The following is a 26001-nucleotide window of genomic DNA, read 5'->3' as shown; positions in this document are numbered from 1 at the left end:
GGTTTGTCGTCGCTTGGGGTGGGCGTGCGTAGGGTCGGGGGATGAGACGTGGGGTGATCCTCTGCGGGCCCGCGGCGGTGGGGAAGTCGACGGTCGCGGACGAGCTGTTCCGCAGGGACGAGCGGTTCGTGCGGCTGCCGGAGCGGGCGGCGGGCGGGTTCGCGCCGGGGGAGCTCGACGCGCTGCGGGCGTCCGGGCGGGTCGTGGTCGAGCTGCGCGGGGAGGCCGTGGTCGACCGGCGGGACATGGACGCGGTCGCCGATGCGGGGGAGGTCCCGGTGGCGCGGCTGGTCGAGGTCGTGGACCTGCAGCGGTTGAAGTTCGCGGTGCCGTTCTTCGGGTGGACGAGCGTGCTGCTGTGGGCGCCGCGGGAGGTGTGCGGGCTGCGGGCGCAGCGGCGCGGCGACGCCGACGCGCGGGTCGTCCTCGGGGTGTGGGACGAGACGCGGCGGGAGCTGCTGGGGCTCGAGGATCCGGTGTTCAACCTCGTGGTCCACACGGACCGGGTGGATCCGGGGGAGGCGGCGCGGCGGGTGGCGGAGGCGGTCGAGGCGGGGCCGGCGCAGCCGGTGTCGGTGGTCGGCGACGTGGGTTGACCTTGACGCGACGTCAACGTTTTCAATGACCGTATGCGAATAGGAGAGATCGCGGCGCTGGTGGGGGTGTCGACCCGCACGGTGCGGCATTACCACGCGCAGGGGCTGCTGCCGGAGCCGGAGCGGCTGGCGAACGGGTACCGCGAGTACCGCATGCGGGACGCGGTGCTGCTCGCGCGGGTGCGGCGGCTGGTGGAGCTGGGGATGTCGCTGGACGAGGTCCGGGACGTGCTCGCGGACGACCGGGGCCGCGACCTGCGGGAGGTGCTGCGGGAGCTCGACGACGACCTGGCGCGGCAGGAGGCGGCGGTCCGGGCCCGGCGGGCGCGGCTGGCGCTGCTGCTGGAGGACGGGGAGCTGAACCCCGACTCGGCGGTGTCGCCCGAGGTGGCGGGCGTCCTGCGGGACGTCACGGGCGGGGGCTCGAAGTTCGCGGAGCTCGACCGGGGGATGCTCGCGCTCGTCGACACGGCGGCGGACGCGGAGGGGCGCGAGTGGCTGCTGGAGACGCTGCGTCCGCTGGCGGAGCCGGAGGCGGCGGCGCGGGTGCGGGAGCTGTACGCGCGGATGGACGAGCTGGCGGACGCCGACGTGGACGATCCGCGCATCCCGGAGGTCGCGGCCGACCTGGCGGCGTTCCTGCCGGCGGAACTGCTGCAAGCCTTCGCGGAGCATGACGACGGCCCGTACCTGGACGGGATGACGCCCGCGCAGGCGGAGGTGTTCCGGTGGGTGCGGCGATGCTGAGGGCCGCGAGGGGCGTGCTGTTCGCGATGGTCCCGCTGGAGCTCGTCCTGCTGGTGCTGGTGGTGTCGGGGGTGGCGCTGCCGCACGGGGTGACGGTGGCGGGCGAGGCGGTGGTGCTCGCGGCGCTGGTGCTGGAGGGGACGGTCGCGTTCCGCCTGTACCGGGGTGCGCGCCGGGACGGTGCGGGACGTGCGGCGGCGGCGCGGCACGCGTACCGGACGATCGTGCCCGAGCAGGTGCGGCGGATCATGGCGTTCGACAAGGACGGGCTGGTCAGCCTGGTCATGTTCGCGGCGCGGCGCCGCCACGGGGTGCCCGCGGGCGCGGTGGGCGTCTCCTACGCGAAGGGGCAGACGGCGATCCAGCTCGCGTTCCTGACGGCGATGGTGATCGAGCTGGTCGGGGTGGAGCTGCTGCTGCGGGCGGTGGACGCGCCCGAGGCCCTGCGGCTGGTCGTCCTGGTCGTGGACCTGTACTCGATCCTGATCGTGCTGGCGGTCATCGCGGCGTGCGTCACGCGGCCGCACGTGGTGACGGACGGCGAGGTGCGCGTGCGGTACGGCGCGTTCTTCGACCTGCGGATCCCCCGGGAGAAGATCGTCTCGGTGCGGACGGTCCGGAACTACAACGAGGCCGGGCTGGTGCGGGTGTCGGAGGGGCGGCTGGCGGTGGCGGTCGCGTCCCAGACGAACGTGCTGGTGGAGCTGGCGGAGCCGATCGTCGCGGTGCGTCCGCTCGGGAAGCGGGTCGAGGTCCGGAGCGTCCGGTTCTACGCGGACGATCCGGACCTCGTGGGGACGCGCGCGGTCCCGTCCCCGGCGTGACGGGTCAGCCCGCGACGGCGGCCTTCCGCGGCTCGTCCTCCGCGCGGGCGTGGTCGCGGGGGATGACGAGCGCGGCGGCGAGGCTGATCGCGGCGATCACCGTGAGGTAGCCGGTGATCGCCATGGAGGTGCCGGTGGAGGCGAACAGGGACTCGGCGACGAGCGGGGTGATGCCGCCGCCGAGCAGGGACGCGAGCTGGTAGGCGACCGACGTGCCGGAGTACCGGATGGCGACGGGGAAGAAGCTCGCGGTGAGGGTGCCCTGCGGGGCGTGGCTCATCGACAGGACGGCGCCCATCGCCACCATGAACACCGCGATCAGCACGAGGTTGCCCGTGTTGATCACCGGGAGGATCGCGGCGGCGCCGGCCAGGAGGACCACCGAGCCGCCGGTGAACACGGCCCGCATGCCGAACCGGTCGGTCCAGTGCGCCCAGAGCGGGGCGGTGAGCAGCCAGAGGGCGGAGCCGCCGATGACGCACATGAGCAGGTAGTCGCGGTCGAGGGCGACGTTGTCCTCGCCGTAGGACAGGGCGTAGACCATGAAGATGTACGCGACGGCGCTGTTGCCGATGATGACGCAGATGGTGTGGACGACCGAGCGCCAGTGGTCGCGCAGGACGAGCGCGACGGGCAGCTTCGCGGGCTTGCGGCGCTCGACGAGCCCCTCGTAGTCGGGGCTCTCCTCGATGCGGAGCCGCAGGTAGAGGCCGACGCCGACGAGGACGAGGCTGAGCAGGAACGGCACCCGCCAGCCCCACGACTGGAACGCGGCGTCGCCGAGCAGGGCCGAGGTGCCGAGGAAGACGGCGTTCGCGCACATCATCCCGGCGGGCGTCCCCATCATCGGGAACGCGCCGAACAGGCCGCGCCGTCCCTTCGGGGCGTGCTCCATGGTGAGGACGACGGCGCCGCCGAGTTCGCCGCCGAGGCCGATGCCCTGGGCGATGCGGAGGACGACCAGGAGGACGGCGGCCCAGATGCCGAGGGTGTCGTAGGTCGGGAGCAGGCCGATGAGCGCGGTCCCGATGCCCATGATCAGCAGCGAGACGACGAGCGTGTTGCGCCGTCCGATGCGGTCGCCGAAATGGCCGAAAATGACGCCGCCGAGGGGGCGGGCGAGGAATCCGACGGTCATCGTGCCGAAGGAGGCGATGGAGCCGGCGACGGGGTCCATCGTGGGGAAGAACTGCTTGCTGAAGACGAGCGCGGCGGCCGTTCCGTAGAGGAAGAAGTCGTACCACTCGATGGTGGTGCCGATGAAGGCCGCCCATGAGACGCGGCGTGCCGCTTGCCGGCGGTCGTTGTCCATCACCTGGGCCTTCCGGTCGAGTACACCTGACGAGGATGCACGTGAGCGATATCACCGGCTAATACCTAAATGCGGGTCCCGTATGTTCGCCTCGTCATATGGCCGGACGGTTATAGGGCCGCCCGCAAACGGTATAAGGCCGATTGGGATTCCTCCGGTAAAGTGGCTGCATTTCGTGCGCGAAAGCTTCCGGGAGGACGGTCCGAAAGTGCGGGACACCGGCACGGCCGCGGGCACCCGGATGCTCCCCGGAGGTAAGGGTTCGGTGGCCGCCGGGTCCCGGACGGGCGGCCGTGCGGGTAGATCTGGACCCGTGCAGGTGACCTATGCGAGCGAGGCGACGCCGGGCCGGGAGAACGAGGACTTCGTCGCGGCCGGACCCGGGTGGGTGGTGCTGCTGGACGGCGCGACGGCGCCGCCGGGCGTGGACGGCGGCTGCCGGCACGACCCGGCGTGGCTGGTGCGGCGGATCGGCGGGCGGATCGCGGCGGGCCTGGCGGCCGAGGCCGGGGAGCCGCTGCCCGACCTGGTCGCCGAGGCGATCAAGGTGACCGGGGAGGCGCACGCCGGGACGTGCGACCTCGGCGACCCCGACAGCCCGTCCGCGACGGTGTCGGTGCTGCGCCGCCGCGCGGACGCCGTCGACTGGCTCGTCCTCGCCGACTCCCCGATCGTGTTCGAGACGCCCGCCGGGACGGTCGTCTGCCGGGACGACCGGATCGACCGGCTGCCGAGCTACACCCGCGCGGCGGTGCGGGCGGCGCGCAACAGCCCCGGCGGGTTCTGGGTCGCGAGCACGAAACCGGAAGCGGCGTACGAGGCCCGCACCGGGCGGGTGCCGCTGCGGGGGCTGCGCCGGGCCGCGGTGCTGAGCGACGGCGCGTCCCGCCTGGTGGAGCGGTTCGGGCGGCTGACCTGGGCGGAGCTGCTCCGGCTCCTGGACGAGGAGGGGCCCGCCGAGCTGGTGCGGCGGACGCGCGCGGTCGAGGCGGCGCAGCCTGCGGACGCCGGCGGGCGGGGCAAGCGGCACGACGACGCGACGGCGGTGCTCGTCCGCTTCTAGACGCCATCCTAGAAAAGGATTCTAGAATGGACGGCATGGAGCCACAGGATTTCGACGACGTGCTGCAGGCCGTCCGCCGCTTCGTCCGCGACGAGGTGGTCCCCCGCGAGGAGGAGATCGAGGAGACCGACGCGATCCCCGAGTCGGTGCGGCGCACGTCCCGCGACATGGGCCTGTTCGGGTACGCGCTGCCGGAGCAGTACGGCGGGCTCGGCCTGTCGATGAGCGAGGAGGTCCGGCTCGTCTTCGAGATCGGCTACGCCAGCCCGGCGTTCCGCTCGATGTTCGGGACGAGCAACGGCATCGCCGGCCAGGTCCTCGTCCACGCCGGGACGGACGCGCAGAAGGACCGCTGGCTGCCCCGCCTCGCGTCCGGCGAGACCGTCGGCGCGTTCGCGCTCACCGAGGCCGAGGCCGGGTCCGACCCGAGCACGCTGACGACGACGGCGCGCCGCGACGGCGACGACTACGTCATCGACGGCGCCAAGCGGTTCATCACCAACGCCCCGGAAGCGGACGTCTTCATGGTGTTCGCCCGGACCGGCGGCGAGGGCTCCCGCGGCATCTCCACCTTCCTCGTCGAGAAGGGCGCGGACGGGCTGAAGGTCGGGCCGTCCGACGCGAAGATGGGGCAGCGCGGGGCGCACACCGCCGAGGTGCTCCTCGACGGCGTCCGCGTCCCCGCCGCCGCGATGGTCGGCCCGGAGGGCACCGGGTTCCGCACCGCGATGGCGTCCCTCGCGCACGGCCGGCTGAGCATCTCCGCGGTCTGCGTGGGCCTCGCCCAGCGGATCCAGGACGAGGCCGTCGCGTACGCGAAGGAGCGCGCCCAGGGCGGGCGGAAGATCGGCGAGTACCAGCTCGTCCAGGGCCTCATCGCCGACTCGCAGGCCGAGCTGTACGCGGGCCGGTCGATGGTGCTGGAGGCCGCGCGCGCCTACGACGCCGGCGAGGACACCAAGCTCGGCCCGTCCTGCGCGAAGTACTTCTGCTCGGAGATGGTCGGGCGGGTCGCCGACCGGGCCGTGCAGGTCTACGGCGGGATGGGCTACATGCGCGGCGTCGCCGTCGAGCGGTTCTACCGGGACGTCCGGCTGTTCCGCATCTACGAGGGCACCAGCCAGATCCAGCAGCTCGTCATCGGCCGGCATCTCCTGCGCTGACCTGGGGAAACACCGCCGCGAGGAGACGGGGCGGGTGTGCGGGGCTTTCCAGTTCGCAAGTGGTGCCCGGGCCGTGTATGGTTTTCACTGCGCGAACGACGCAAGCCCCTTTAGCTCAGTCGGCAGAGCGTCTCCATGGTAAGGAGAAGGTCTACGGTTCGATTCCGTAAAGGGGCTCAACGACACCGCGGCCGCCGTCCGGACGATCGGAGGGCGGCCTTCGTCGTTCCCGGGGGTGCTCCGGGCCCGGACGTCCGGATTCGCCTCGCGGCAGGCCCTGTGGTAGCGTCCCACCGGTTCCATCGGGACGATTCGCAGGTCACCCGGCCCACCGGGTAACCTGGGTGCGGCCCTCCGGGGCCACCCGAACGCACTTCCCCGACCTCCGGTCCGGGAAATGCCGTTCCGAGGGTGCGGTGGGCATCCGGTATCCTTGCAAACCGGTCCACACCGACCATCACGGCGGGGTAGCTCAGTCAGGCAGAGCAAGCGGCTCATAATCGCTGTGTCGCCGGTTCAAGTCCGGCCCTCGCTACTACCCAGGTCTCTCACCCCCTCCGGGGGGTGAGCAGGCTGGGTCCGTACCGCCGGCCGCCCGCAGGGGCGGTCCCGGTCCGTAGTTCCTTGTCCCTAGCTCAGAAAGGCACTCCAACGTGGCTGCCACCGACGTACGGCCGAAGATCACGCTGGCCTGCCAGGAGTGCAAGCACCGCAACTACATCACGCGGAAGAACCGGCGCAACGACCCGGACCGCCTCGAGATCAAGAAGTACTGCCCGAACTGCCGGACGCACCGTCCGCACCGGGAGACCCGCTAGCCCGACGCCGGGGGAGCCGCACGGCCTCCGGGCGCCGAGCGCCCTCCGGCCGCGCGCGGAACGAGCCCCGGCTCACCGAGCTCCCACCCCGGAGCCCGAGCCCCGAGGCACCGCCCCGGCCCGCAACCCGGGGATCGAGCGGACGCCCCAAGGGCCGAGCCCGACCCGCAACGCCGAGCACTCGGCTGACGCGGGCGCCGAGCGGACGTCCTCAGGCCGAGAGCGGCGCGCAGACGCCGAGCACTCGGCGGGAGCGCCCGAGCGACCCGGCCTGTAACGCAGGGGGATCGTGCGGACGCCCCAAGGGTCGAGCGCGGCGCGCAGGCGTCGAGCGGACGTCCTCAGGGACGAGCGCGCTCTCGGAGGTTGAGTGGTCGGCGGACACGCCGAAGCGAAACGGCGGCCGGACGTGTGTCGGTCGGGTCGGTTCGCGTGGGGTGGATCGTGGCGGTGGGCGCGCGGGGTTCCGGGTGGTTCCTTCGCGGCTTGCGCACCTGTTCAGCATGATGTTCAGCCCGTCCTCATGGGTGAGACCCATGGGGGCGGGCTGAACGTCGTTCTGTTACCGTCCGTCGGGACGCAGAGGGAACGGTGCTCACGGCGCGGGCACCCGGGCGCGACGCCCCGTTCGACCTGGAAGGACGGACTGCATGGCACTGAACCGTGATTTCATCGGGCGGAGCTTCCCGCCCAGCGAGCCCTACGAGGTCAGCCGCGTCAAGATCCGCGAGTTCGCGGACGCGATCGGCGACCACAACCCCGTCTACCGCGACGCGGAGGCGGCGAAGGCGGCCGGGCACCCCGACGTCATCGCGCCGCCCACGTTCCCGATCGTGGTGTCGCTCGGCAACCCCGGCCTCGCCGACCCCGAGCTCGGCCTCAACTACGCGATGGTCGTGCACGGCGAGCAGCGGTTCGAGTACACCCGCCCGATCACGGCCGGGGACGTCGTGACCTGCACGTCGACGATCACCGAGATCAAGTCGATCGGCAACAACGAGAAGATGGTCGTGGAGACCGACGTGAAGACGGTCGAGGGCGAACTGGTCTGCAAGACCTACAACACGATCGTGGAGCGGGGGGCCTAGGGATGACCGCGAAGGTGAAGTACGACGACGTCGAGGTCGGCACCGAGATCCCGGCGCAGACGTACAAGGTCGACCGCGCGAACCTCGTCATGTACGCGGGCGCGTCCGGCGACTTCAACCCGATCCACTGGCGCGAGTCGTTCGCGAAGGCCGTCGGGCTCCCGGACGTCATCGCGCACGGCATGTTCACGATGGCGCAGGGCGGCCGGTTCGTCACCGACTGGGCGGGCGACCCGGGTGCGGTCGTCGACTACGGGGTACGGTTCTCCTCGCCCGTGGTCGTCCCCGACGAGGGCGGCGCGTCGCTGGAGATCAGCGGCACGGTGGAGGAGAAGCTGGACGACGGCAAGGTCGTCGTGGCGCTCACCGCCAAGTCGAACGACCAGAAGGTCCTCACGCGCGCCAAGGCGGTCGTCCGTCTCGCCTGAACGGGCGCGCGCCCGTCCGCACCGGCCGGGGACGACCGGCCGGTGCGGACGCGAACATGCGACGGAGGGATGACGACGTGGCGGTGATCGCCGAAGAGGTGAACCTGGCCGGATACACCACGCTGCGGCTGGGCGGCCCCGCCCGGCGGTTCGTCGAGGCGACCACCGAGGAGGAGGTCGTCGCGGCGGTCCGGGAGGCCGACGAGTCGGGCGAGCCGCTGCTGGTGCTCGGCGGCGGCAGCAACGTGGTGGTGTCCGACGACGGGTTCCCCGGGACGGTCGTGCACGTCGGGACGCGGGGGACCGAGCGCGTCGCCGCCGAAGGCGACCGGGTGCACCTCCGCGTGCAGGCCGGCGAGGACTGGGACCCGTTCGTCGCGCGCTGCGTGTCCGACGGCCTCGCCGGCGTCGAATGCCTCGCGGGGATCCCCGGGCGGGTCGGCGCGACGCCCATCCAGAACGTCGGCGCCTACGGGCAGGACGTCAGCCAGACGATCGTGCGGGTCCGCGCCTACGACCGGCGCGACCGCGCGTGGGTGACGCTCGGCCCGGACGAGTGCCGCTTCACCTACCGCAACAGCGTGTTCAAAGGCGACGACCGGTACGTCGTCCTGGACGTGACGTACGCGCTGCGCGAGTCGGAGGAGTCGCAGCCGATCGCGTACGCCGAGCTGGCGCGCAGGCTGGACGTCCGGCCCGGCGAGCGGGTCGCGCTGAAGGAGGCGCGCGACGCCGTCCTGGAGCTGCGGCGCGGCAAAGGCATGGTCCTCGACCCGGCCGACCCCGACACCCGCAGCGCCGGATCGTTCTTCACCAACCCGATCCTGGAGCCCGCGCAGCTCGCCGAGCTGGAGCGGCGCGTCGCCGCGCGCCTCGGCCCCGACGCGGCGTTCCCCCGCTACCCCGAGCCGGACGGGCGCACCAAGACGTCCGCGGCGTGGCTCATCGACCGCGCCGGGTTCGTGAAGGGGCACGGGACGGGCCCGGCCCGCATCTCCGGCAAGCACGCCCTCGCGCTCACCAACCCGGGCGGCGCCCGGACCGCCGACCTCCTCGACCTGGCCCGCGAGGTGCGCGCCGGGGTGCGGGACGCGTTCGGCGTGGAGCTCGTGAACGAACCGGTCCTCGTCGGCGTCGCCCTCTGAGCCGGGCGGCGGCCGCGAGCCGGGCGGGCTTCGGCTCCGCGGGCATCAGGGCGCGGCTTCGCGGGCATGAACAGGACGGGCCCTTTGACGTCCGCGGGGCCCGGCCGCGGCGGGGCCCGTTGGGGAGTGCACCGTGGCCGTCCCCCTGCCCCGGCACACGCCCGGCGCGCCGCCGGGCCCTCGCCCGCCGCCGACTCCCGGTTCGGCCGGGATGCGCCTGCAGCTCGCCGACGAGGTCGCCGCGCGGATCCGCGAACTGATCGTCGACGGGCGGGTCCGGCCCGGGGAGCACCTGCGCCTCGAACGGCTCGCCGCCGAGTTCCGGATCAGCGTCACGCCCGTCCGGGAGGCGCTGAAGTCGCTGCGCGCCGAAGGCTTCGTCGTCCTGGAGCCGCGCCGCGGGTTCGTCGTCGCGCCGCTGTCGAAGCAGGACGTCACCGACCTGTTCTGGGTGCAGGCGGGCATCGCCGCCGAGCTGGCCGCCCGCGCCGCCGCCGCGCTGGACGACGCCGCGCTGGGCGACCTCGACGCGTTCCACCACGCGCTCGAACAGGCCCGGACCGTCCACCGCCCGGACCTGATGGAGCAGCACAACCGCGACTTCCACCGGCGCATCAACGTCGCCGCAGCGTCCCCGAAGCTCGCCTGGTCGATGGGGACGGCCGCCCGGTACGTCCCGCGCGGGATGTTCGGCGACGTCCCCGACTGGCCGCGGCTCGCCGTCCGCGACCACCGCCGCGTCCTGGACGCGCTGCGCGCGGGCGACGGGCCGGGCGCGGGCGCCGAGATGCGCGCGCACGTCCTGCGCGCCGGCGAGCTGCTGGTGGCGCACCTGGAGCGGCGCGGGCGGTGGCGCCCTGACGGGCCCGGCCGGTGAGCGCCCGCCGCCCCGGTCAGTTCGCGTCCGCGAGCCAGGCGTCGATGCCCGCGAGGAGCCGCGCCCGGACGTCGTCCGGTGCGGCCGACCCCCGGATCGACTGCCGCGCCAGCTCCGCGAGCTCCGCGTCGCTGAACCCGTGCTCGGACCGGACGAGCTCGTACTGCCGCGCGAGCCGCGACCCGAACAGCAGCGGGTCGTCGGCGCCGAGCGCGATCGGGACGCCCGCCTCCTGCAGGGCCCGCACCGGGACGTCCGCCGCCGTCGCCGCGACGCCGAGGCCCACGTTCGACGCGGGGCACACCTCCAGCGTGACGCCCCGGCTCGCGATGGCGTCCAGCAGCCGCGGGTCCTCGACGGCGCGCACCCCGTGCCCGATGCGGTCGGCGCCGAGCGTCTCCAGGCACTCCCGGACGCTCGCGGGCCCCAGCAGCTCGCCGCCGTGCGGGTCCGACAGCAGCCCGCCGCGCCGCGCGATCCGGAACGCGCCCTCGAAGTCGTAGGCGCGGCCCCGCCGCTCGTCGTTGGACAGCCCGAACCCGACGACGCCCTGCCCCGCGTACCGGACGGCGAGCCGCGCGAGCGTCTTCGCGTCCAGCGGGTGCCGCGTCCGGTTCGCGGCGATCACCAGCCCGATCCCGACGCCGGTCGCCGCCGACGCCTCCCGCGCCGCGTCGAGCACGAGCTCGACGGTCGGGGTGAGCCCGCCGAACCTCGCCGCGTACCCGCTCGGGTCGACCTGGATCTCCAGCCAGCCCGACCCCTCGGCGGCCTCGTCCTCGGCCGTCTCGCGCAGGAGCCGCCGCAGGTCGTCCGGGGTCTGCAGGACGGAGCGCGCGATGTCGTAGAGCCGCTGGAACCGGAACCAGCCCCGCTCGTCCGTCGCGTGCAGGCGCGGCGGCCAGTCGTCCACGAGGGCGTCCGGCAGGTGCACCCCGTGCAGCCGGGCCAGCTCGACCAGCGTCGAATGCCGCATCGAGCCGGTGAAGTGCAGGTGCAGGTGCGCCTTCGGCAGCAGCGCCGTGTCCGGGCGCGCGGCGCCGCGCGCGACGGGCCTCTCGCGGGCACCCTCGTCGACCGGACGGGCGGGAACGGTACGGGCCTCCATGGACCAATGTTGCCGGATGGCGCGCCGCGGTGACCGTCCGCCCCACCAGGATCATCACTCCGGACTACCTCCCATGACACGCGGCGGCCATCACGCCCCATGGGCATGCCCGAAAAATCTTGTGATTTCCGTGCAACCCTGCTCACCGTCCGTGCGTAGACGAGGGGCGCAAGAGTGTTGCGGGGCAGAAGGGAATCACGATGATCACGCTCAAGGCCGCCCTCGTCGCCGCGTCCGCCGTCGGGACGCTGTCCGTCGGCGGCGGCGTCACGTGGGCCATGGCGGGCGCGGGCTCGGACACCGCCGTGCCCGCGGGCGCGAACGCGTCCGCCCCCGCCGCCGCGCGGGAGGCGGGCGGCGCACCGGCCGCGGCGCCGACCTGCGTCCCGGCTCCCGGCGTGAAGCTGCCCGGGACGGAAGAACTGCGCCGGCAGGACGCACCGAAGGTGCCGACCGTCGTCCTGCCCACCGAGGCGACCGAGGCCGCAAAGGCCCGCGCGAGCGAAGCCGCCAAGCGCGCGACCGGCGCGGCGGGTGAAGCCGCCGGAGGTGCGGCGGGCGCTGCGGGCGGAGCCGCCGAAGGCGCGAGGGCCCGCGCGGGCGAAGCCGCCGGAGGCACGACCGGCGCTGCGGGCGAGGCCGTCGGCGGTGCGACCGGCGCTGCGGGCGAGGCCGCCGGCGGTGCGACGGGCGCTGCGGGCGAGGCCGCCGGCGGTGCGGCGGGCGCGGCGGGTGAGGCCGCCGGAGGCGCGAAGGCCCGGGCGGGTGAGGCCGCCGAGGGCGCGAAGGCCCGGGCGGGTGAGGCCGCCGGCGGTGCGGCCGGGGCCGCCGGGGCTGGGCAGGAGGTCGGGGAGCTGCCCGTGTGTCCGACTGCGGGTGGGGATGTGCCGGTGAGTGCGCCTGCGGGTGCGCCGGACGCGCGGGTTCCCGCGGCGCCCGCCGTGCCCGAGGCGCCGACGCCGCGCCTCGACTGCCGCGACCTCGACCCGGCCGTCCCGGTCGGCGGGCCGGTGGAGAAGGCCCTCGTGCTCACCAAGGGCCTGCGCCACGAGGCGACGTCCCGCGCCGCCCGCGACCTCGGCGGCGAGAAGGTCTGCACGGTCGCCCAGAAGTGGACGGGCGCCGCGGGCCGGTGGCTCGGCGTGCTGGTCGTCGAGGCCCCGTCCGGCGTCACCGGGCAGGAGGTGCGCCGGGGGCTGAAGCTGCCCTCGGGCGGCACGCCCGTCGCCGTCCCCGGGGCGGCCGCGTGGCAGCTTCCGGGCGGGCACGGCGTCCTCGTCCACGAGCGGGACGGCCGCTTCGTGCACGTCCACGGCTCGCCCTCGCTCGGCCAGGTGAAGGACGTCGCGGCCGGGCTGCGCTAGCACCGCCGGCCGGACCCGACCCGAAGACCGGCGGGCGGTCCCGGGCGCCGACCCCGCGGCCCGGGACCGCCCGTCCCCGATGACCGTTACCGCACGAGCCGGACGGAGCACAGTGGGGCGTCGAGACGACGAGTCGTTCGTGGAGTTCGTGGCGGCACGCGGCAACGCGCTGCTGCGCACGGCGGCGCTGCTGTGCGGCGCCGGGCAGGACGCCGAGGACATGCTGCAGACCGCGCTCGAGAAGGCGTACCGGCACTGGGGCAGGCTCGACCCCGACGCCGACCCCGAGCCGTACGTCCGGCGGATCCTGGTGAACCTCATGATCAGCCGGGCGCGGCGGTGGAAGGTGCTGCGCGAGATCCACATGGCCCGGCTCCCCGAGACGCCGGCCGTGTCGCCGCACCACTCCGTCGAGCTGAGAGGGGCGCTGATGGACGAGCTGCGCCGGCTGGGCCCGCGCCAGCGCGCCGTGCTCGTCCTGCGCTTCTGGGAGGACCTCTCGGAGGCGGAGACCGCGCGGGTGCTCGGCTGCTCCGTCGGGACCGTGAAGAGCCAGGCGTCGCGGGGACTCGCCAGGCTCCGCGAACGCCTCGACACGAACCTGGCGCCGATGGGGGGATGACATGGACGTAGAGGACGAACTGCGCCGCGCGATGGCCGAGACGGTCGCGGGCGCGCGGGCGCCGAGGTCGCTCGCCGCGGACGTCCGGCGCCGGCACCGCCGCCGCAAGGCCCGGATCCGGACCGCGGCGGCGGTGGCCGGGGCGTCCGTCGCGGCGCTCGCGCTGGCCCCGGCGTACCGGTCGATCCAGCCCGCGCCCGCCGGGGCGCCCGAGGGCGTCGTCCCGTCCGCCGCCGCGTCCGGGGACGGCGCGCCCGAGCGGGTGCCCGCGCCCGTCCCGTCCCGTCCGCCCGAGTCCGGGAAGGGCGGGACGGCGGAGCCGCGGACGCCGCGCCCGTCCACCGGCGCGCCCGACGCGCCGGCCGCCGAGGCGCCGCGCGCCGAGCCGTCCCTGCCCGCGTGGCTCGCCTACCTGCCGGACGGCCTCGACGCCGCGCGCCCGTGCGCCACCGAGCGCGGCACCGCCCGCACCACGACCGTCTGCGAGTGGCGCGGCGACCCCGGCTGGGTGCGGATCCGGCTGGTCGAGGGCACCGGCATCGGCGGCCCCGAGGAGCTCGCACCGCCCGTCGGCGTGCCGGTCCGCACGTCCGTCCGGGGGACGCCCGCGCTCGCGGGCGCCGCGCCCGGCTCGGGGCGGCAGGTCTCCTGGCTGCCGCGCGCCGGCCTCGGCGCGACCGTCCAGGCGGGCGGCGCCGCCGCCGGCGACCTCATGCGCATCGCCGAGGGCGTCCGCCCATAGGGAAGGGCCCCGAGCCGGAGCCCGGGGCCCTTCCCTCGTCCGCGCCGGCCTCAGCCCGCCTCGGACAGCAGCTTCGCGACGCGGGAGACGCCCTCGACGAGGTCGTCGTCGCCGAGCGCGTACGACAGGCGGAAGTAGCCGGGGGTGCCGAACGCCTCGCCCGGCACCAGCGCCACCTCGGCCTCCTCCAGGATCAGCGAGGCCAGCTCCACGGACGTCGCGGGGCGCTTGCCGCGGATCTCCTTGCCCAGCAGCTCCTTGACCGACGGGTACGCGTAGAACGCGCCCTCGGGCTCCGGGCAGAGCACGCCGGGGATGTCGTTCAGCATCTTGACCATCGTGTGGCGGCGCCGGTCGAACGCCTTGCGCATCTCCGCGACGGCGTCGAGGTCGCCCGTCACGGCGGCGAGCGCGGCGGCCTGCGAGACGTTCGCCACATTCGACGTCGCGTGCGACTGCAGGTTCTGCGCGGCCTTCACGACGTCCGCCGGGCCGATCATCCAGCCCACCCGCCAGCCGGTCATCGCGTACGTCTTCGCGACCCCGTTCAGGACGAGCGTGCGGTCCGCGAGCTCCGGCACCACGACGGGCATCGAGTGGAACTCGGCGTCCCCGTAGACGAGGTGCTCGTAGATCTCGTCCGTGATCACCCACAGGCCGTGCTCGTCCGCCCAGCGGCCGATCGCCTCGATCTGGTCGCGGGTGTAGACGGCGCCGGTCGGGTTCGACGGGGAGACGAACAGCAGCACCTTCGTCCGGTCGGTGCGGGCCGCCTCGAGCTGCTCGACGCTCACCCGGTACCCGGTCGTCTCGTCGGCGACGACGTCCACCGGGACGCCCCCGGCGAGCTTGATCGACTCGGGGTAGGTCGTCCAGTACGGGGTGGGGACCAGCACCTCGTCGCCCGGGTCGAGCAGCGCGGCGAACGCCTCGTACACGGCCTGCTTGCCGCCGTTGGTGACCAGGACCTGGGACGGCTCGACCTTCAGGCCCGAGTCGCGCTCGGTCTTCTCGGCGATCGCCGCGCGCAGCTCCGGCAGCCCGCCGGCCGGGGTGTACTTGTGGAACCGCGGGACGCGGCAGGCCGTCACCGCGGCCTCGACGATGTAGTCGGGCGTCGGGAAGTCGGGCTCTCCGGCGCCGAACCCGATGACCGGGCGCCCGGCCGCCTTCAGCGCCTTGGCCTTGGCGTCGACGGCCAGCGTGGCGGACTCGGAGATCGCGGATATGCGCTTGGAGATGCGCGGACGGTCGGTGCTCATACCTCTATCGTTACAGACGCCAGACGGTGACCAGAGCGATATGTTCGGGCCGGTGGGGGGCGTTACGCGCGTCGGCCGCGCGTCCGCCGCGACGCCCGCGGCGGGTTTCGGTTCGACGCGGGGGCCGCGGCCACGTAGACTCCTGCGACTAGTGACGCGTCACCGGCTACGAGGCTGTCCGCACGAGCGACCCTCGGGAGGCCGTAAGCTGGTAACCGGCACGAGCTCGGCCACCCGGCCGGGCAGTTCTCCGTCACCGGAGAATGAAGGGCAGTGGCTCAATTGGTAGAGCACCGGTCTCCAAAACCGGCGGTTGGGGGTTCGAGTCCCTCCTGCCCTGCGAGGTGCGGTGCGCGCACCCGTGCCGGCCGCGTCGCGGCGGCCGACGCCGTGACGCGCGAAGGCGCGAACGGCGCGGCGACCACGAGGTGGTCCGAACACGACCGATGGGGTGAACGGCGGCATGGCGACTGAGACGCGCGGCGAGCCCGAGGCCAAGGACGAAGGCAAGGGCAAGCGGAAGAAGGTCGGGAAGCGGACCTCCCCCGCGCTGTTCGTGCGCCAGATCGTCGCCGAGCTGCGCAAGGTCATCTGGCCCACCCGCCGGGAACTGATCACCTACACGACGGTCTCCCTGGTGTTCGTCATCTTCATGGTCGCGCTCGTCTCCGGCGTCGACTGGGGTCTGCAGGAAGGCATCTACGCCATCTTCGGCTGATCCCGCCCCGCGGGGACGACCGCGTCGGGACGACCGGCGCCGGGGCATCCGGGCCGCGCGGCCCGCCGAACGGCCACATGCCGTACCGTCGTACAACCAGTCAGCGCAGACCGAGAGAAAGAGACACCGTGTCCGAGTCCTCACAGCCCTACGACGAGGCCGTGGAAGAGGCCCAGTCCGCTGCGGCTGCTGCGGCCGGCCAGGCGGCCGAGCCCGCCGACGAGGCGGCCGAGGCGGCCGTCACCGCCGGGGAAGGCGAGCCCGCGGACACGAAGCTCGAGGGCGAGGAGCCCCCCGGTCCGGAGGTCGCCGAGGGCGCCGCCGACCTCGCCGCCGAGGTGCGCGCCGAGGACGAGGACGCCGAAGCGGGCGAGGACGCCGAGCCGGGCGAGGAGGGCGAGGAGGCCGAGGCCCCCGCCGGGCCCCCGGCCGACCCGTACGCCGACTTCAAGATGGAGCTGCGGCTCCAGCCGGGCGACTGGTACGTCGTGCACACCTACGCGGGCTACGAGAACCGGGTCAAGACCAACATCGAGACCCGGACGCAGACCCTCAACATGGAGGACTACATCTTCCAGATCGAGGTCCCGCAGCACGAGGTCACCGAGATCAAGCAGGGCAAGCGGCAGAAGGTCAACGAGAAGGTCCTGCCGGGCTACATCCTCGTCCGCATGGACCTCACCGACGAGTCCTGGGCCGCGGTCCGCAACACCCCGGGCGTCACCGGGTTCGTGGGGCTGCTGAACAAGCCGTCCCCGCTGAGCCTGGACGAGGTCGCGAAGCTGCTGGCCCCCGAGCCCGAAGAGGCCGCCGGGGCCGTCAAGACCAAGGAGCCCGCGAAGGCGCAGGCGACCGTCGACTTCGAGGTCGGCGAGTCCGTCACCGTCATGGACGGCCCGTTCGCGACCCTCCCGGCGACGGTCAACGAGATCAACATCGAGGCGCAGAAGCTCAAGGTCCTCGTGTCGATCTTCGGGCGCGAGACTCCGGTCGAGCTGTCCTTCAACCAGGTCTCCAAGATCTGACAGACCCGCCCCGACCAGGGGCGTACAGCGGCTCCCACACGGCGGAATCGTCCCAGCCACCGTGTTGCCCGGAACTCCGGGAGTCGGAGCCATCGAGAAAATGGGACGCGAGGGGTGAGGCATGCCTCCCAAGAAGAAGGTCGCCGCCGTCGTCAAGGTGCAGCTGCAGGCCGGTGCCGCGACCCCGGCGCCGCCGGTCGGTACCGCTCTCGGTCCGCACGGCGTCAACATCATGGACTTCTGCAAGCAGTACAACGCTGCCACGGAGTCCCAGCGCGGCAACGTCATCCCCGTAGAGATCACCATCTACGAGGACCGCTCGTTCACCTTCGTCACCAAGACCCCGCCGGCCGCGCAGCTCATCCTGAAGGCCGCGGGCGTCGAGAAGGGCAGCGGCGAGCCGCACAAGAACAAGGTCGGCTCGGTCACCGCGGACCAGATCCGCGAGATCGCCACCACCAAGATGCCCGACCTCAACGCCAAGGACATCGAGGCCGCCGAGAAGATCGTCGCGGGCACCGCGCGGTCCATGGGCATCGAGGTCAAGTAAGTCCGTCACGTGGGAGGGCCGGGCGCGGCCCGCGACCACGGGTTCCACTGGAGGAACAGCATGAAGCGCAGCAAGGGCTACCGCGCCGCGGCCGAGAAGATCGACCGCGACCGGCTGTACTCGCCGGCCGAGGCCGTGAAGCTCGCCAAGGAGACCGCGGTCACCAAGTTCGACGCGACCGTCGAGGTCGCCCTGCGGCTGGGCGTCGACCCCCGCAAGGCCGACCAGATGGTGCGCGGCACCGTCAACCTGCCGCACGGCACCGGTAAGACCGCCCGCGTGCTGGTCTTCGCCGGCGGCGCGAAGGCCGACGAGGCCCGCGAGGCCGGCGCCGACTTCGTCGGCTCCGACGACATGATCGAGCGGATCCAGGGCGGCTTCCTGGACTTCGACGCGGTCGTGGCGACGCCCGACCAGATGGGCAAGGTCGGCCGGCTGGGCCGGGTGCTCGGTCCGCGCGGCCTGATGCCGAACCCGAAGACCGGCACGGTCACCATGGACGTGGCCAAGGCCGTCTCCGACATCAAGGGCGGCAAGATCGAGTTCCGGGTCGACCGGCACGCGAACCTGCACTTCATCATCGGCAAGGCGTCCTTCGACGAGCGCCTGCTGGTGGAGAACTACGCGGCGGCGATCGAGGAGATCCAGCGGCTCAAGCCGTCGGCCGCCAAGGGCCGGTACGTCAAGAAGGCCGTGCTGACCACGTCGATGGGCCCGAGCATCCCGCTGGACCCGAACGCGGTCCGCAACCTGACGGCGGAGCTCGAGACCGCCTGATCCGTCCGGCCTGATCACAGGGCGTCCCCGCACGGGGGCGCCCTGTGGCGTTTCCGGCGAAAAACCGGGGATTACCGGATATCGGGTCCGGAAATGGCCAAACCGATATGCGAAGACCTTTGTTACCGCCGGGGAACTTGGTGTTGAATCGGGTCCGTGAAGCGTAGAACGGACCGCATCATCGCGATTTCCGCGCTCGGTGCCGTGGCGGTCGTCCCCACGGTCGTCCTGGCGGTGGTGAAGACCGGCGGCGGCCCGGGGCCGGACGCCGGGGCGATGCCGCCCGCCGCCGCCATGGCGGACCGGGAGGCCGCCGGGGAGGGGCCCGGCACGGGAACGCTGTCCCCCTCCGGCGGCGCCGTTCCCGGGTCCGGGACGGGCTCCGGCGCGGGCGCCGGGACCGGTTCGGGCGCGGGCGCGTCCGGCGGCGCCGGGACGGCCGCGGCGGGCGGCGGGAGCGCGGCCGCGAAGGCCGTGCTGCCCGACGAGCAGCCGAAGCCGAGCCCCGATCTGCGCGCGTTCGTCCGCGAGACCGAGGTGAAGCTGACGCACGGGACGGGCGGCGACTACACGCACGCGGCGGAGACCGCGACGTTCACGCTCTTCCCCGAGTTCTCGCTGACCGCGACGGGCGTCACCACCATGGTGAAGGACGGCCAGACGTCCAAGGTGACCGAGAAGGTCATCGTGCAGGACGGCGTCCTGAAGGGGTACGACGGGCAGGAGTGGACGCAGTCCAAGCTGACCCAGGCCCAGTTGACGACGCTGCAGACGCAGTCGGACCCGCGCCAGTTCACGTACCTGATGGCGAGCCTGCCCGACCTGTTCGCCGAGGGACCGGACGCGCAGGGCCGGACGCACTTCCTCGCCGACAGCAGGCTGGGCGACCTGTACGGGCTGCTGCCGCGGCAGGCGGCGGAGCAGATCGGGCGGGTCATCCCGGCGGAGACCGGGGTCGGCGTGGACCTGTGGGCGAACGCCAAGGCGCGTCCGACCTGGATCGGGCTGAAGGCGCAGGCCCCCGGTGGTGCGCTGGACGGGTCGATGACGTTCGGCTCGTACCGCTGACGTCCGGCTCGCGCCTCTGAGGCGTCCCCAGGAGCCCGTTCGTCGTCCGGGGTAACCCCCCCATGGTCGTACTCGTCCGCCGAGCATTCGTACCATCGGGGGATGCCGCGTTTCCGCCGGGCCTACAGACTGGTGGGAACGAGCAGGGCGATCAAGGAGGCTCGAGAACCGATGAACCGACGACTCATGGTCGCCGCCGGCGGAACCGCGATGGGGGCGGTGCTCCTGCTGTCCGGCTGCGGCGGGGACGGGTCGGGCGGCACGGCGGCCAACGTGAATCTCAGCGCGAACGAGGCGCTGCTGGCCTCGTCGAAGGAGACGAGCAAGGCCGACACGTTCCACGCCGACCTGACCGTCACGACCGAGGAGGACGGCGGCGGGAAGATCCGCGCCAACGGGCAGTTCCAGCTGCGGCCGACGCTGAAGTTCTCCGCCGAGCTGGACGAGGCGACGCGGGGCGGGTCGGCGATCCCGGGCCTTCAGGGACGCGCCGTCTACACCGGTGACATGCTGTACGCGAAGGTCCCGCAGCTCGCCCGGTTCGTCGCCGGCGGCAAGCCGTGGGTGAAGATCGACGTGAACCGGGTCGCGCAGCAGAACGGCTTCGACGTCCGGCAGCTCATCGACCAGGTGCGCAAGGTGAACCCGGCCGAGCAGACGAAGATGCTCACCGGCTCCGAGGACGTCCGCCGCGTCGGCACCGAAGAGGTCAACGGCGTCGAGACGACGCACTACGCGGGCACCGTCACCGTCCAGGACGCGCTCAGCCGCCTCGACGCGGAGGCGCGCGAGGAGGCGAAGCGGCACATGCCGCAGGACGCCGACGCGACGATCGAGTTCGACCTGTGGACCGACGGCGACAACCTGCCGCGCAAGCTCGAGACGGACGTGAAGGGCGACCAGGGGCACGCGGGCAAGGTGACGGTCGTCTACAGCGAGTACGGCGAGTCGGTGTCGGTGAACCCGCCGCCGGCCGAGCAGGTCGGGACGCTCTCGCTGGAGTCGTTCCTCGGCGGCAGCTGACCGATTCTTACGGAAAATCCCAGTTCGACGCGAACTAGACGGGGGTCTCCGGCGTCATAAGGAAGAAGTAAAGAGCGGTCCGGCCCCGGGTCGGGCCGCTCTTCGACGACGCAAGGAGATCGTGAAGATGATCCGTCGGTTCGCCGTGGGGACCGCGTTGGTCACCAGCCTGACCCTCTCGCTCACCGGTTGTCTCGGCGATGCCGGCGACAAGGTGAGCCAGGCGGGCGAGAACCTGAAGCTGAGCGCCGCGCAGGTGCTCGGCAAGAGCGCCGAGAAGACCGGCCAGATCGACAGCTTCCAGGCCGACTTCGACATGAACGTCTCGGCCCCCGACGGGAACGTCAAGGCGTCCGGCGCCATGCAGTACCAGCTCAAGCCCGAGCTGGCGTACAGCATGAAGTACAACGAGATGTCCGTCGGCGGCCAGTCCATGGGCGGCATGGAGCAGCTGCTCGTCGGCCGCACCATGTACATGAAGATGCCGATGCTCTCGGAGCTGCCCGGCGCCTCCGCGAAGCCGTGGATCAAGATCTCCCTCGAGGAGGCCGGACGCGCGGCCGGGCTGAACATCGACCAGATGCTGCAGCAGTCGCAGCAGATGGACCCGGTGGCGAACATGAAGAAGCTGACCGCGTCCAAGGACGTCCGCGAGGTCGGCAAGGAGAACGTGAACGGCGTCGAGACGACGCACTACTCGGGCTCGTACAACATGGCGGACGCCATCGCGGAGCTTCCCGCGGACCAGCAGGAGGCGGCCCGCGCGGCCATCGCCCAGACCGGCATGGAGTCGATGAAGTTCGACGTGTGGGTCGACGGGCAGCAGCTCCCGCAGAAGATGGCGATGTCGACGCCGTCGTCGGCCGCGGGCGCGATGACGATGACGATGACCTACCGCGACTACGGCAAGCCGGTGCAGGTCACGGCGCCGCCCGCGAACCAGGTCACCGACATGGCGGAGATGATGCAGGGGCTGGGCGGCGGCCTCGGCGGAAGCTGACCGCACGGGATTCCGACCCGGATCGAGGGGGCCGCGCCGGAGGGCGCGGCCCCCTCGCCGTTGCGCGCCGCGCCGATTTGGTCTAAAGGCGTCTCTGCGCGTAGTCTGTTTCCTGCCGAAGACCGCCGGTCGCCGCCCGCTCACGGGCGGCCGAAGGACCCGAAGAGATTCGGGCGGCCCGCGTAGGTGAGACGAGAGCTTCCGCATGGCCTCCGCGTCATGCCCACGCCCCGTGCGCCTGCGCCGGGGCGTTCCCTTTTCCGAGACCTTTTTCGCCCCGGCGGCTTCCCCAAGGTAATCGGAAGGAGGGCCATGGCCAAGGACCACAAGGATGCGGCCATCGCCGAGCTCAAGAGCGAGTTCGAGAGCTCGAACGGCGCCGTGCTGACCGAGTACCGCGGGCTGTCGGTCGCGCAGGTCACCGAGCTGCGCGGCAACCTCGGCGAGGTCGCACGTTTTCGCGTTGTGAAGAACACGCTGACCAAGCGCGCCGCGAACGAGGCCGGTGTCGACGAGCAGTTCCGCGAGCTGCTCGAGGGCCCGTCGGCCATCGCGTTCGTCCGGGGCGACGTGGTCGAGGCCGCCAAGGGCCTGCGCGACTTCGCCAAGGCGAACCCGGCGCTGGTGATCAAGGGCGGCTACATCGACGGTCAGTCGATGGACGCCGCGCAGATCACGAAGCTGGCCGACCTGGAGTCTCGCGAGGTGCTCCTCGCGAAGCTGGCCGGCGCGATGAAGGGCTCCATGGCGAACGCCGCGGGCCTCTTCAACGCCCTGCCGACGCAGGCGGCCCAGCTCGCCGAGGCGCTGCGCGCCAAGCGCGAGGGCGAGGGCGAGAGCGCCCCCGCCGAGGCGTCCGCCGAATAGGCACCCGCGGTTCCGTACACCCCAGTTTTTCAGCCATAGCGGAGGAAACATCATGGCGAAGCTCAGCACCGACGAGCTGCTCGACGTCTTCAAGGAGATGACCCTTCTCGAGCTCTCCGAGTTCGTGAAGCAGTTCGAGGAGGTCTTCGACGTCAAGGCCGCCGCGCCGGTCGCCGCCGTCGCGGCCGCCCCGGGCGCCCCCGGCGCTCCGGCCGAGGAGGCCCCGGCCCAGGACGAGTTCGACGTCATCCTCGAGGGCGCCGGCGACAAGAAGATCCAGGTCATCAAGGAGGTGCGCGCGCTCACCAGCCTCGGCCTGAAGGAGGCCAAGGACCTGGTCGACGGCGCGCCGAAGCCGCTGCTGGAGAAGGTCAACAAGGAGACCGCCGACAAGGCCAAGGAGGCCCTGGAGAAGGCGGGCGCCTCGGTCACCGTCAAGTAAGACGGTCCACCTTCGCACCGGAGCCGTGCGGCTCGGCTCCACCGCGTCACGGAAGGCGGTCACCCGTTCGGGTGGCCGCCTTCTCGCATGTCCGGCTTCGGACGCGGGCCGGCCTTGTCGGCGGCTGCGCAACCGTGCTGGTCAGGGGATTCGTTTCCTGTGCCGAGGTGATAAAGGGCCGCCGCAAACCGTGTGCCACGGCGGGTTGTGCAGGTCACATACCGGGGCGTAGCGTCCCGTTCTGGTGCTGTGGCCCCACCGGGCCGCTCCCGTAACGACCGCCCGTCGGGCAACAGCGGACGGCCGGGCCGTGACCCCCGGCTTGAGGAGCCGGTTCTTGGACCACTAGTCTCATAGGCGATGTAAGTAACGATTGTCTTACGACGTCGCATTTGGCCACTGATCTGGTCCGGTACCTCTTCCATTTGCCCGGGAGGTCGCTACGGTAGTGGCACCCGTCGCGGCTACCGGACGGTAGCAAGGAGACGGGCACGCGGTGTGACGACAGAGCCTCGGTAAGACAGCCTCGGTAAGACAGAGCCTGAGTACTACTCGCTCATTGGTTCGGGATTCCCCCCGGCCTGGACGAAAGGTGACGAGTGGGCGTCGAGATCAGAGTTGAGGGCCTGACCAAGTCCTTCGGCCGCCAGGTGATCTGGCAGGACGTGTCGCTGACCATTCCCGCAGGGGAGATCTCCGTTCTCCTCGGCCCATCCGGCACCGGCAAGTCGGTCTTCCTGAAGTCCCTCGTCGGGCTGCTCAAGCCGGACCGCGGGCACATCTGGATCGGCGACCGGGACCTGCCCAACCTGCCCGAGTCGCAGTTGTACGAGACGCGGAAGCTGTTCGGTGTCCTCTTCCAGGACGGCGCCCTCTTCGGCTCGATGAACCTGTTCGACAACATCGCGTTCCCGCTGCGCGAGCACACCAAGAAGTCCGAATCCGAGGTCAAGCGAATCGTCCTCGAGAAGATGGAACTGGTGGGTCTGCTCGGCGCCGAGTACAAACTTCCCGGCGAGATCTCCGGCGGTATGAAGAAGCGCGCCGGCCTGGCCCGCGCGCTGGTGCTGGACCCGGAGATCCTGCTGGTGGACGAGCCGGACTCCGGCCTCGACCCGGTGCGCACCGCGTTCCTGAACCAGGTGTTCATCGACCTCAACGCGCAGATCAACGCGACGTTCCTGATCGTCACCCACGACATCAACACCGCCCGGACCGTCCCGGACAACATCGGCCTGCTGTACCAGCGGAACCTGGCGATGTTCGGGCCGCGGGAGATGCTGCTGTCGAGCGAGGAGCCGGTCGTCCGGCAGTTCCTCAACGCGAGCAAGATCGGCCCGATCGGCATGTCGGAGGAGAAGGACGCCTCCGAGTTGGAGGCCGAGGCGAAGATGGGCCACGACCCGGGCAAGCTGCCGCCGATCCCGCCGCAGCAGATGCCGACGAACGGCCTGCTGCGCGCGGGCCAGCACGCGCCCGGCGCGTGGTGCGCCGCGCACGGCGTCGTCCCGCCGCCCGGGTCGTTCATCGACGACCTGGGCCGCAACTGGGTCGAGGAGTGGCCGCGGTACGTGGCGTCGCTGTCGACGGCCGGCGGCGTGCCCGCCGCGCCCGGCCAGTTCCCGGGCGGTCCGCCGCCGGGGCAGTACGGGGCGGGTGCGAAGTACTGATGTCCACTCCTGGTATCGGCGCGGACCAGGGCGGTGAGAAGAGCACTTCGTCCCGTGTGTCGCTGCGCAAGATCGGCGACGGCGCGACGAACGTCGCGGTCCGGGAGCCGGGGCGGTTCTTCGCCCTCTGCCTGGACACGGGCCGCGCGATGTTCCAGTGGCCGTTCCAGTGGCGCGAGTTCATCCAGCAGGCCTGGTTCATCGTCAGCGTCACGGTCGTCCCGACGATGCTGGTCGCGATCCCGTTCGGCGGCGTGCTGTCGCTGCAGGTCGGGGGGCTGATCCGGCAGCTCGGCGCGCAGTCCTACACGGGCGCGACGGCGGTCGTGGCGATCGTCCGCGAGGCGAGTCCGCTGGTGACGTCGCTGCTGATCGCGGGCGCGGCCGGATCGGCGATGTGCGCGGACCTCGGGTCCCGGAAGATCCGCGAGGAGATCGACGCCATGGAGGTGCTGGGGATCAACCCCCTGCACCGCCTGGTCGTCCCGCGGATGCTGGCGTGCGCGTTCGTGGCGCTGTTCCTGAACGGCCTGGTGTCGGTGGTCGGCCTGATGGGCGGCTACGTCTTCAACGTCATGCTGCAGGACGGGACGCCGGGCGCGTATCTGGCGTCGTTCAACGCCATTGCGCAACTACCCGACCTGCTGCAGGCGGAGTTCAAGGCGTTCGTCTTCGGAATCACCGCCGGCCTTGTCGCGGCCTATAAGGGGCTGAACGCAAAGGGAGGCCCGAAGGGCGTGGGGGACGCGGTCAACCAGACCGTGGTCATCACCTTCATGCTCCTGTTCGTGGAGAACTTCCTGATCTCCACGCTGTACTTCCAGTTCGTTCCGTCGAAGGGCATGTAGATGGCGGCCCCAGGCAAGACGGGGAAGGCCGTCTCCCGTGCGGTGAACGCACCCCTGCAGCGACTGGACGACTTCGGGCACCAGCTGTCGTTCTACCTGCAGGCGTTCGCGTGGACGTTCCGGGCGCTGCGCCGGTACCGCACCGAGGTGATGCGGCTGCTGGCCGAGGTGAGCCTCGGCACCGGCGGGCTCGCGGTGATCGGCGGCTCGGTGGTGATCGTCGGGTTCATGACGTTCTTCACCGGCAGCCAGGTCGGCCTCCAGGGATTCGAGTCGCTGGACCAGATCGGGACGGCCGCGTTCACCGGGTTCGTCGCGTCGTACTTCAACACCCGGGAGATCGCGCCGCTGGTGTCGGCGCTGGCGCTGTCGGCGACGGTCGGGTGCGGGTTCACCGCGCAGCTCGGCGCGATGCGGATCTCCGACGAGATCGACGCGCTGGAGGTCATGGCCGTCCCGTCGGTGCCGTTCCTGGTGACGACGCGGATGATCGCCGGGATGATCGCGGTGATCCCGCTGTACATCGTGGGCCTGCTGGCGTCGTACGGCGCGACCCGGATCGTCGTGACGACGTTCTACGGGCAGTCGACCGGCACCTACGACCACTATTTCGACTTGTTCCTACCGCCGAACGACATCCTGTGGTCGTTCGGAAAAGTGATCGTCTTCTCCGTCCTGGTGATGCTGATCCACTGCTACTACGGCTACAACGCGAGCGGCGGTCCGGCCGGCGTGGGCGTCGCGGTGGGCCGCGCGGTGCGGACCAGCCTCGTCGTGATCAACGTGGCGGACCTGATGCTCGGCATGGCGATCTGGGGCACCGACACGTCGGTGCGGATCGCGGGGTGAGGGCG

28 protein-coding genes and 3 tRNA genes are annotated in these 26001 nt (G+C 72.1%); 28 read left to right on the top strand and 3 right to left on the bottom strand.

Translation table 11 applies throughout. The features are described from left to right. Positions 1 to 41 precede the first annotated feature (41 nt). From DMH08_RS03780 to DMH08_RS03770, 3 genes are read left to right on the top strand one after another with little or no spacing between them, the layout of a single operon-like run. Positions 42 to 596 (top strand): AAA family ATPase, encoded by a 555-nt coding sequence (locus DMH08_RS03780; RefSeq protein WP_125611718.1) that lies wholly within the window; start codon positions 42 to 44, stop codon positions 594 to 596. 33 nt (positions 597 to 629) lie between these two features. After that, positions 630 to 1343, top strand: a complete 714-nt coding sequence (locus DMH08_RS03775) for a MerR family transcriptional regulator (RefSeq protein ID WP_026404244.1) — start codon at positions 630 to 632, stop codon at positions 1341 to 1343. Beyond that, entirely contained in the window at positions 1337 to 2167 is an 831-nt protein-coding gene (locus DMH08_RS03770; protein ID WP_125611716.1) for a hypothetical protein, read from the top strand. Before DMH08_RS03775 ends, DMH08_RS03770 begins: the two co-directional genes overlap by 7 nt. A 4-nt stretch (positions 2168 to 2171) precedes the next feature. Here DMH08_RS03770 and DMH08_RS03765 read toward each other — a convergent pair whose 3' ends face one another. Further along, complete coding sequence (locus tag DMH08_RS03765; RefSeq protein WP_034519774.1) at positions 2172 to 3479, bottom strand: MFS transporter; 1308 nt, start codon at positions 3477 to 3479, stop codon at positions 2172 to 2174. A gap of 313 nt (positions 3480 to 3792) precedes the next feature. On the opposite strand from DMH08_RS03765, the gene DMH08_RS03760 reads away from it, so the two are divergent. From DMH08_RS03760 to DMH08_RS03720, 9 genes are all read left to right on the top strand, one after another. Then, on the top strand, positions 3793 to 4542 hold the full coding sequence (locus tag DMH08_RS03760; RefSeq protein WP_199747598.1) for a protein phosphatase 2C domain-containing protein: 750 nt from the start codon (positions 3793 to 3795) through the stop codon (positions 4540 to 4542). Positions 4543 to 4577: 35 nt separating this feature from the next. Further along, complete coding sequence (locus DMH08_RS03755; protein WP_026404242.1) at positions 4578 to 5705, top strand: acyl-CoA dehydrogenase family protein; 1128 nt, start codon at positions 4578 to 4580, stop codon at positions 5703 to 5705. Positions 5706 to 5809: 104 nt separating this feature from the next. After that, a tRNA-Thr gene (locus DMH08_RS03750) sits at positions 5810 to 5882 on the top strand. Between the two features lie 284 nt (positions 5883 to 6166). Continuing rightward, a tRNA-Met gene (locus tag DMH08_RS03745) sits at positions 6167 to 6240 on the top strand. A gap of 118 nt (positions 6241 to 6358) precedes the next feature. After that, positions 6359 to 6523: a 50S ribosomal protein L33 gene (rpmG, locus tag DMH08_RS03740; RefSeq protein ID WP_026404241.1), complete on the top strand. Its 165-nt coding sequence runs from the start codon at positions 6359 to 6361 to the stop codon at positions 6521 to 6523. 650 nt (positions 6524 to 7173) lie between these two features. After that, the gene (locus DMH08_RS03735; protein WP_026404240.1) at positions 7174 to 7611 is read left to right on the top strand and encodes a MaoC family dehydratase N-terminal domain-containing protein; all 438 of its coding nucleotides are present in this window, start codon (positions 7174 to 7176) and stop codon (positions 7609 to 7611) included. A gap of 2 nt (positions 7612 to 7613) precedes the next feature. After that, positions 7614 to 8039 carry a MaoC family dehydratase gene (locus DMH08_RS03730; protein ID WP_026404239.1) on the top strand — a complete coding sequence of 142 codons (426 nt, stop codon included), beginning with the start codon at positions 7614 to 7616 and terminating at the stop codon, positions 8037 to 8039. A gap of 56 nt (positions 8040 to 8095) precedes the next feature. Beyond that, positions 8096 to 9184: a UDP-N-acetylmuramate dehydrogenase gene (locus DMH08_RS03725; protein ID WP_051301148.1), complete on the top strand. Its 1089-nt coding sequence runs from the start codon at positions 8096 to 8098 to the stop codon at positions 9182 to 9184. Positions 9185 to 9317: 133 nt separating this feature from the next. Continuing rightward, positions 9318 to 10061 (top strand): GntR family transcriptional regulator, encoded by a 744-nt coding sequence (locus tag DMH08_RS03720; RefSeq protein ID WP_199747596.1) that lies wholly within the window; start codon positions 9318 to 9320, stop codon positions 10059 to 10061. A gap of 16 nt (positions 10062 to 10077) precedes the next feature. Here DMH08_RS03720 and DMH08_RS03715 read toward each other — a convergent pair whose 3' ends face one another. Next, positions 10078 to 11037, bottom strand: coding sequence for an adenosine deaminase (locus tag DMH08_RS03715; protein ID WP_051301161.1), 960 nt, complete (start codon positions 11035 to 11037; stop codon positions 10078 to 10080). A gap of 332 nt (positions 11038 to 11369) precedes the next feature. Between DMH08_RS03715 and DMH08_RS03710 the strand changes: the two genes are divergently transcribed. From DMH08_RS03710 to DMH08_RS03700, 3 genes are all read left to right on the top strand, one after another. After that, positions 11370 to 12533 (top strand): hypothetical protein, encoded by a 1164-nt coding sequence (locus DMH08_RS03710; protein WP_125611714.1) that lies wholly within the window; start codon positions 11370 to 11372, stop codon positions 12531 to 12533. Positions 12534 to 12645: 112 nt separating this feature from the next. Then, positions 12646 to 13155, top strand: a complete 510-nt coding sequence (locus DMH08_RS03705) for a SigE family RNA polymerase sigma factor (protein WP_026404234.1) — start codon at positions 12646 to 12648, stop codon at positions 13153 to 13155. A gap of 1 nt (position 13156) precedes the next feature. Then, complete coding sequence (locus DMH08_RS03700; RefSeq protein ID WP_125611712.1) at positions 13157 to 13897, top strand: hypothetical protein; 741 nt, start codon at positions 13157 to 13159, stop codon at positions 13895 to 13897. Between the two features lie 50 nt (positions 13898 to 13947). Here the strand turns inward: DMH08_RS03700 and DMH08_RS03695 are convergent, their stop codons facing one another. After that, the gene (locus tag DMH08_RS03695) at positions 13948 to 15159 is read right to left on the bottom strand and encodes a pyridoxal phosphate-dependent aminotransferase (RefSeq protein ID WP_026404232.1); all 1212 of its coding nucleotides are present in this window, start codon (positions 15157 to 15159) and stop codon (positions 13948 to 13950) included. A gap of 267 nt (positions 15160 to 15426) precedes the next feature. Between DMH08_RS03695 and DMH08_RS03690 the strand changes: the two genes are divergently transcribed. The 13 genes from DMH08_RS03690 to DMH08_RS03630 all read left to right on the top strand — a co-directional run bounded on the left by DMH08_RS03690 (position 15427) and on the right by DMH08_RS03630 (position 25996). Next, positions 15427 to 15499 (top strand) — tRNA-Trp (locus tag DMH08_RS03690). 123 nt (positions 15500 to 15622) lie between these two features. After that, positions 15623 to 15877, top strand: a complete 255-nt coding sequence (gene secE / locus DMH08_RS03685; RefSeq protein WP_026404231.1) for a preprotein translocase subunit SecE — start codon at positions 15623 to 15625, stop codon at positions 15875 to 15877. Positions 15878 to 16005: 128 nt separating this feature from the next. Continuing rightward, on the top strand, positions 16006 to 16902 hold the full coding sequence (gene nusG, locus DMH08_RS03680; RefSeq protein WP_026404230.1) for a transcription termination/antitermination protein NusG: 897 nt from the start codon (positions 16006 to 16008) through the stop codon (positions 16900 to 16902). Between the two features lie 121 nt (positions 16903 to 17023). Further along, entirely contained in the window at positions 17024 to 17452 is a 429-nt protein-coding gene (rplK, locus tag DMH08_RS03675) for a 50S ribosomal protein L11 (RefSeq protein ID WP_026404229.1), read from the top strand. 60 nt (positions 17453 to 17512) lie between these two features. Continuing rightward, positions 17513 to 18229, top strand: a complete 717-nt coding sequence (rplA, locus tag DMH08_RS03670) for a 50S ribosomal protein L1 (protein ID WP_026404228.1) — start codon at positions 17513 to 17515, stop codon at positions 18227 to 18229. A 156-nt stretch (positions 18230 to 18385) separates the two neighbouring features. Beyond that, positions 18386 to 19297: a hypothetical protein gene (locus DMH08_RS03665; RefSeq protein ID WP_125611710.1), complete on the top strand. Its 912-nt coding sequence runs from the start codon at positions 18386 to 18388 to the stop codon at positions 19295 to 19297. 171 nt (positions 19298 to 19468) lie between these two features. Next, entirely contained in the window at positions 19469 to 20320 is an 852-nt protein-coding gene (locus tag DMH08_RS03660; protein ID WP_233617377.1) for an LppX_LprAFG lipoprotein, read from the top strand. Positions 20321 to 20447: 127 nt separating this feature from the next. Next, complete coding sequence (locus DMH08_RS03655) at positions 20448 to 21320, top strand: DUF6612 family protein (RefSeq protein WP_064743703.1); 873 nt, start codon at positions 20448 to 20450, stop codon at positions 21318 to 21320. Positions 21321 to 21632: 312 nt separating this feature from the next. Further along, positions 21633 to 22187 carry a 50S ribosomal protein L10 gene (rplJ, locus tag DMH08_RS03650; protein ID WP_026404225.1) on the top strand — a complete coding sequence of 185 codons (555 nt, stop codon included), beginning with the start codon at positions 21633 to 21635 and terminating at the stop codon, positions 22185 to 22187. A 52-nt stretch (positions 22188 to 22239) separates the two neighbouring features. Then, positions 22240 to 22629, top strand: a complete 390-nt coding sequence (gene rplL / locus DMH08_RS03645; RefSeq protein ID WP_026404224.1) for a 50S ribosomal protein L7/L12 — start codon at positions 22240 to 22242, stop codon at positions 22627 to 22629. Positions 22630 to 23228: 599 nt separating this feature from the next. Further along, positions 23229 to 24299, top strand: coding sequence for an ABC transporter ATP-binding protein (locus DMH08_RS03640; protein ID WP_026404223.1), 1071 nt, complete (start codon positions 23229 to 23231; stop codon positions 24297 to 24299). Continuing rightward, on the top strand, positions 24299 to 25147 hold the full coding sequence (locus DMH08_RS03635) for an MlaE family ABC transporter permease (RefSeq protein WP_051301145.1): 849 nt from the start codon (positions 24299 to 24301) through the stop codon (positions 25145 to 25147). Before DMH08_RS03640 ends, DMH08_RS03635 begins: the two co-directional genes overlap by 1 nt. Next, a complete protein-coding gene (locus DMH08_RS03630) occupies positions 25148 to 25996 on the top strand; it encodes an MlaE family ABC transporter permease (RefSeq protein ID WP_026404221.1) in 849 nt (282 codons plus the stop codon). The last annotated feature ends 5 nt before the right edge of the window (positions 25997 to 26001 follow it).

It is taken from the genome of Actinomadura sp. WAC 06369 (assembly GCF_003947565.1).
GTDB lineage: Bacteria > Actinomycetota > Actinomycetes > Streptosporangiales > Streptosporangiaceae > Spirillospora > Spirillospora rifamycini.
The sequence above is the reverse complement of the archived record's forward strand: the minus strand, read 5'-3'. Positions and strand labels throughout refer to the sequence as shown.

Bases quoted from the DNA above. Each gene is read 5' to 3' on its own strand.
- DMH08_RS03780 (WP_125611718.1), top strand. From the start codon at position 42: ATGAGACGTGGGGTGATCCTCTGCGGGCCCGCGGCGGTGGGGAAGTCG.
- DMH08_RS03775 (WP_026404244.1), top strand. From the start codon at position 630: ATGCGAATAGGAGAGATCGCGGCGCTGGTGGGGGTGTCGACCCGCACG.
- DMH08_RS03770 (WP_125611716.1), top strand. From the start codon at position 1,337: ATGCTGAGGGCCGCGAGGGGCGTGCTGTTCGCGATGGTCCCGCTGGAG.
- DMH08_RS03765 (WP_034519774.1), bottom strand. From the start codon at position 3,479: ATGGACAACGACCGCCGGCAAGCGGCACGCCGCGTCTCATGGGCGGCC.
- DMH08_RS03755 (WP_026404242.1), top strand. From the start codon at position 4,578: ATGGAGCCACAGGATTTCGACGACGTGCTGCAGGCCGTCCGCCGCTTC.
- DMH08_RS03735 (WP_026404240.1), top strand. From the start codon at position 7,174: ATGGCACTGAACCGTGATTTCATCGGGCGGAGCTTCCCGCCCAGCGAG.
- DMH08_RS03730 (WP_026404239.1), top strand. From the start codon at position 7,614: ATGACCGCGAAGGTGAAGTACGACGACGTCGAGGTCGGCACCGAGATC.
- DMH08_RS03725 (WP_051301148.1), top strand. From the start codon at position 8,096: ATGCGACGGAGGGATGACGACGTGGCGGTGATCGCCGAAGAGGTGAAC.
- DMH08_RS03715 (WP_051301161.1), bottom strand. From the start codon at position 11,037: ATGCGGCATTCGACGCTGGTCGAGCTGGCCCGGCTGCACGGGGTGCAC.
- DMH08_RS03710 (WP_125611714.1), top strand. From the start codon at position 11,370: ATGATCACGCTCAAGGCCGCCCTCGTCGCCGCGTCCGCCGTCGGGACG.
- DMH08_RS03700 (WP_125611712.1), top strand. From the start codon at position 13,157: ATGGACGTAGAGGACGAACTGCGCCGCGCGATGGCCGAGACGGTCGCG.
- DMH08_RS03695 (WP_026404232.1), bottom strand. From the start codon at position 15,159: ATGAGCACCGACCGTCCGCGCATCTCCAAGCGCATATCCGCGATCTCC.
- secE (WP_026404231.1), top strand. From the start codon at position 15,623: ATGGCGACTGAGACGCGCGGCGAGCCCGAGGCCAAGGACGAAGGCAAG.
- rplK (WP_026404229.1), top strand. From the start codon at position 17,024: ATGCCTCCCAAGAAGAAGGTCGCCGCCGTCGTCAAGGTGCAGCTGCAG.
- rplA (WP_026404228.1), top strand. From the start codon at position 17,513: ATGAAGCGCAGCAAGGGCTACCGCGCCGCGGCCGAGAAGATCGACCGC.
- DMH08_RS03660 (WP_233617377.1), top strand. From the start codon at position 19,469: ATGAACCGACGACTCATGGTCGCCGCCGGCGGAACCGCGATGGGGGCG.
- DMH08_RS03655 (WP_064743703.1), top strand. From the start codon at position 20,448: ATGATCCGTCGGTTCGCCGTGGGGACCGCGTTGGTCACCAGCCTGACC.
- rplJ (WP_026404225.1), top strand. From the start codon at position 21,633: ATGGCCAAGGACCACAAGGATGCGGCCATCGCCGAGCTCAAGAGCGAG.
- rplL (WP_026404224.1), top strand. From the start codon at position 22,240: ATGGCGAAGCTCAGCACCGACGAGCTGCTCGACGTCTTCAAGGAGATG.
- DMH08_RS03635 (WP_051301145.1), top strand. From the start codon at position 24,299: ATGTCCACTCCTGGTATCGGCGCGGACCAGGGCGGTGAGAAGAGCACT.
- DMH08_RS03630 (WP_026404221.1), top strand. From the start codon at position 25,148: ATGGCGGCCCCAGGCAAGACGGGGAAGGCCGTCTCCCGTGCGGTGAAC.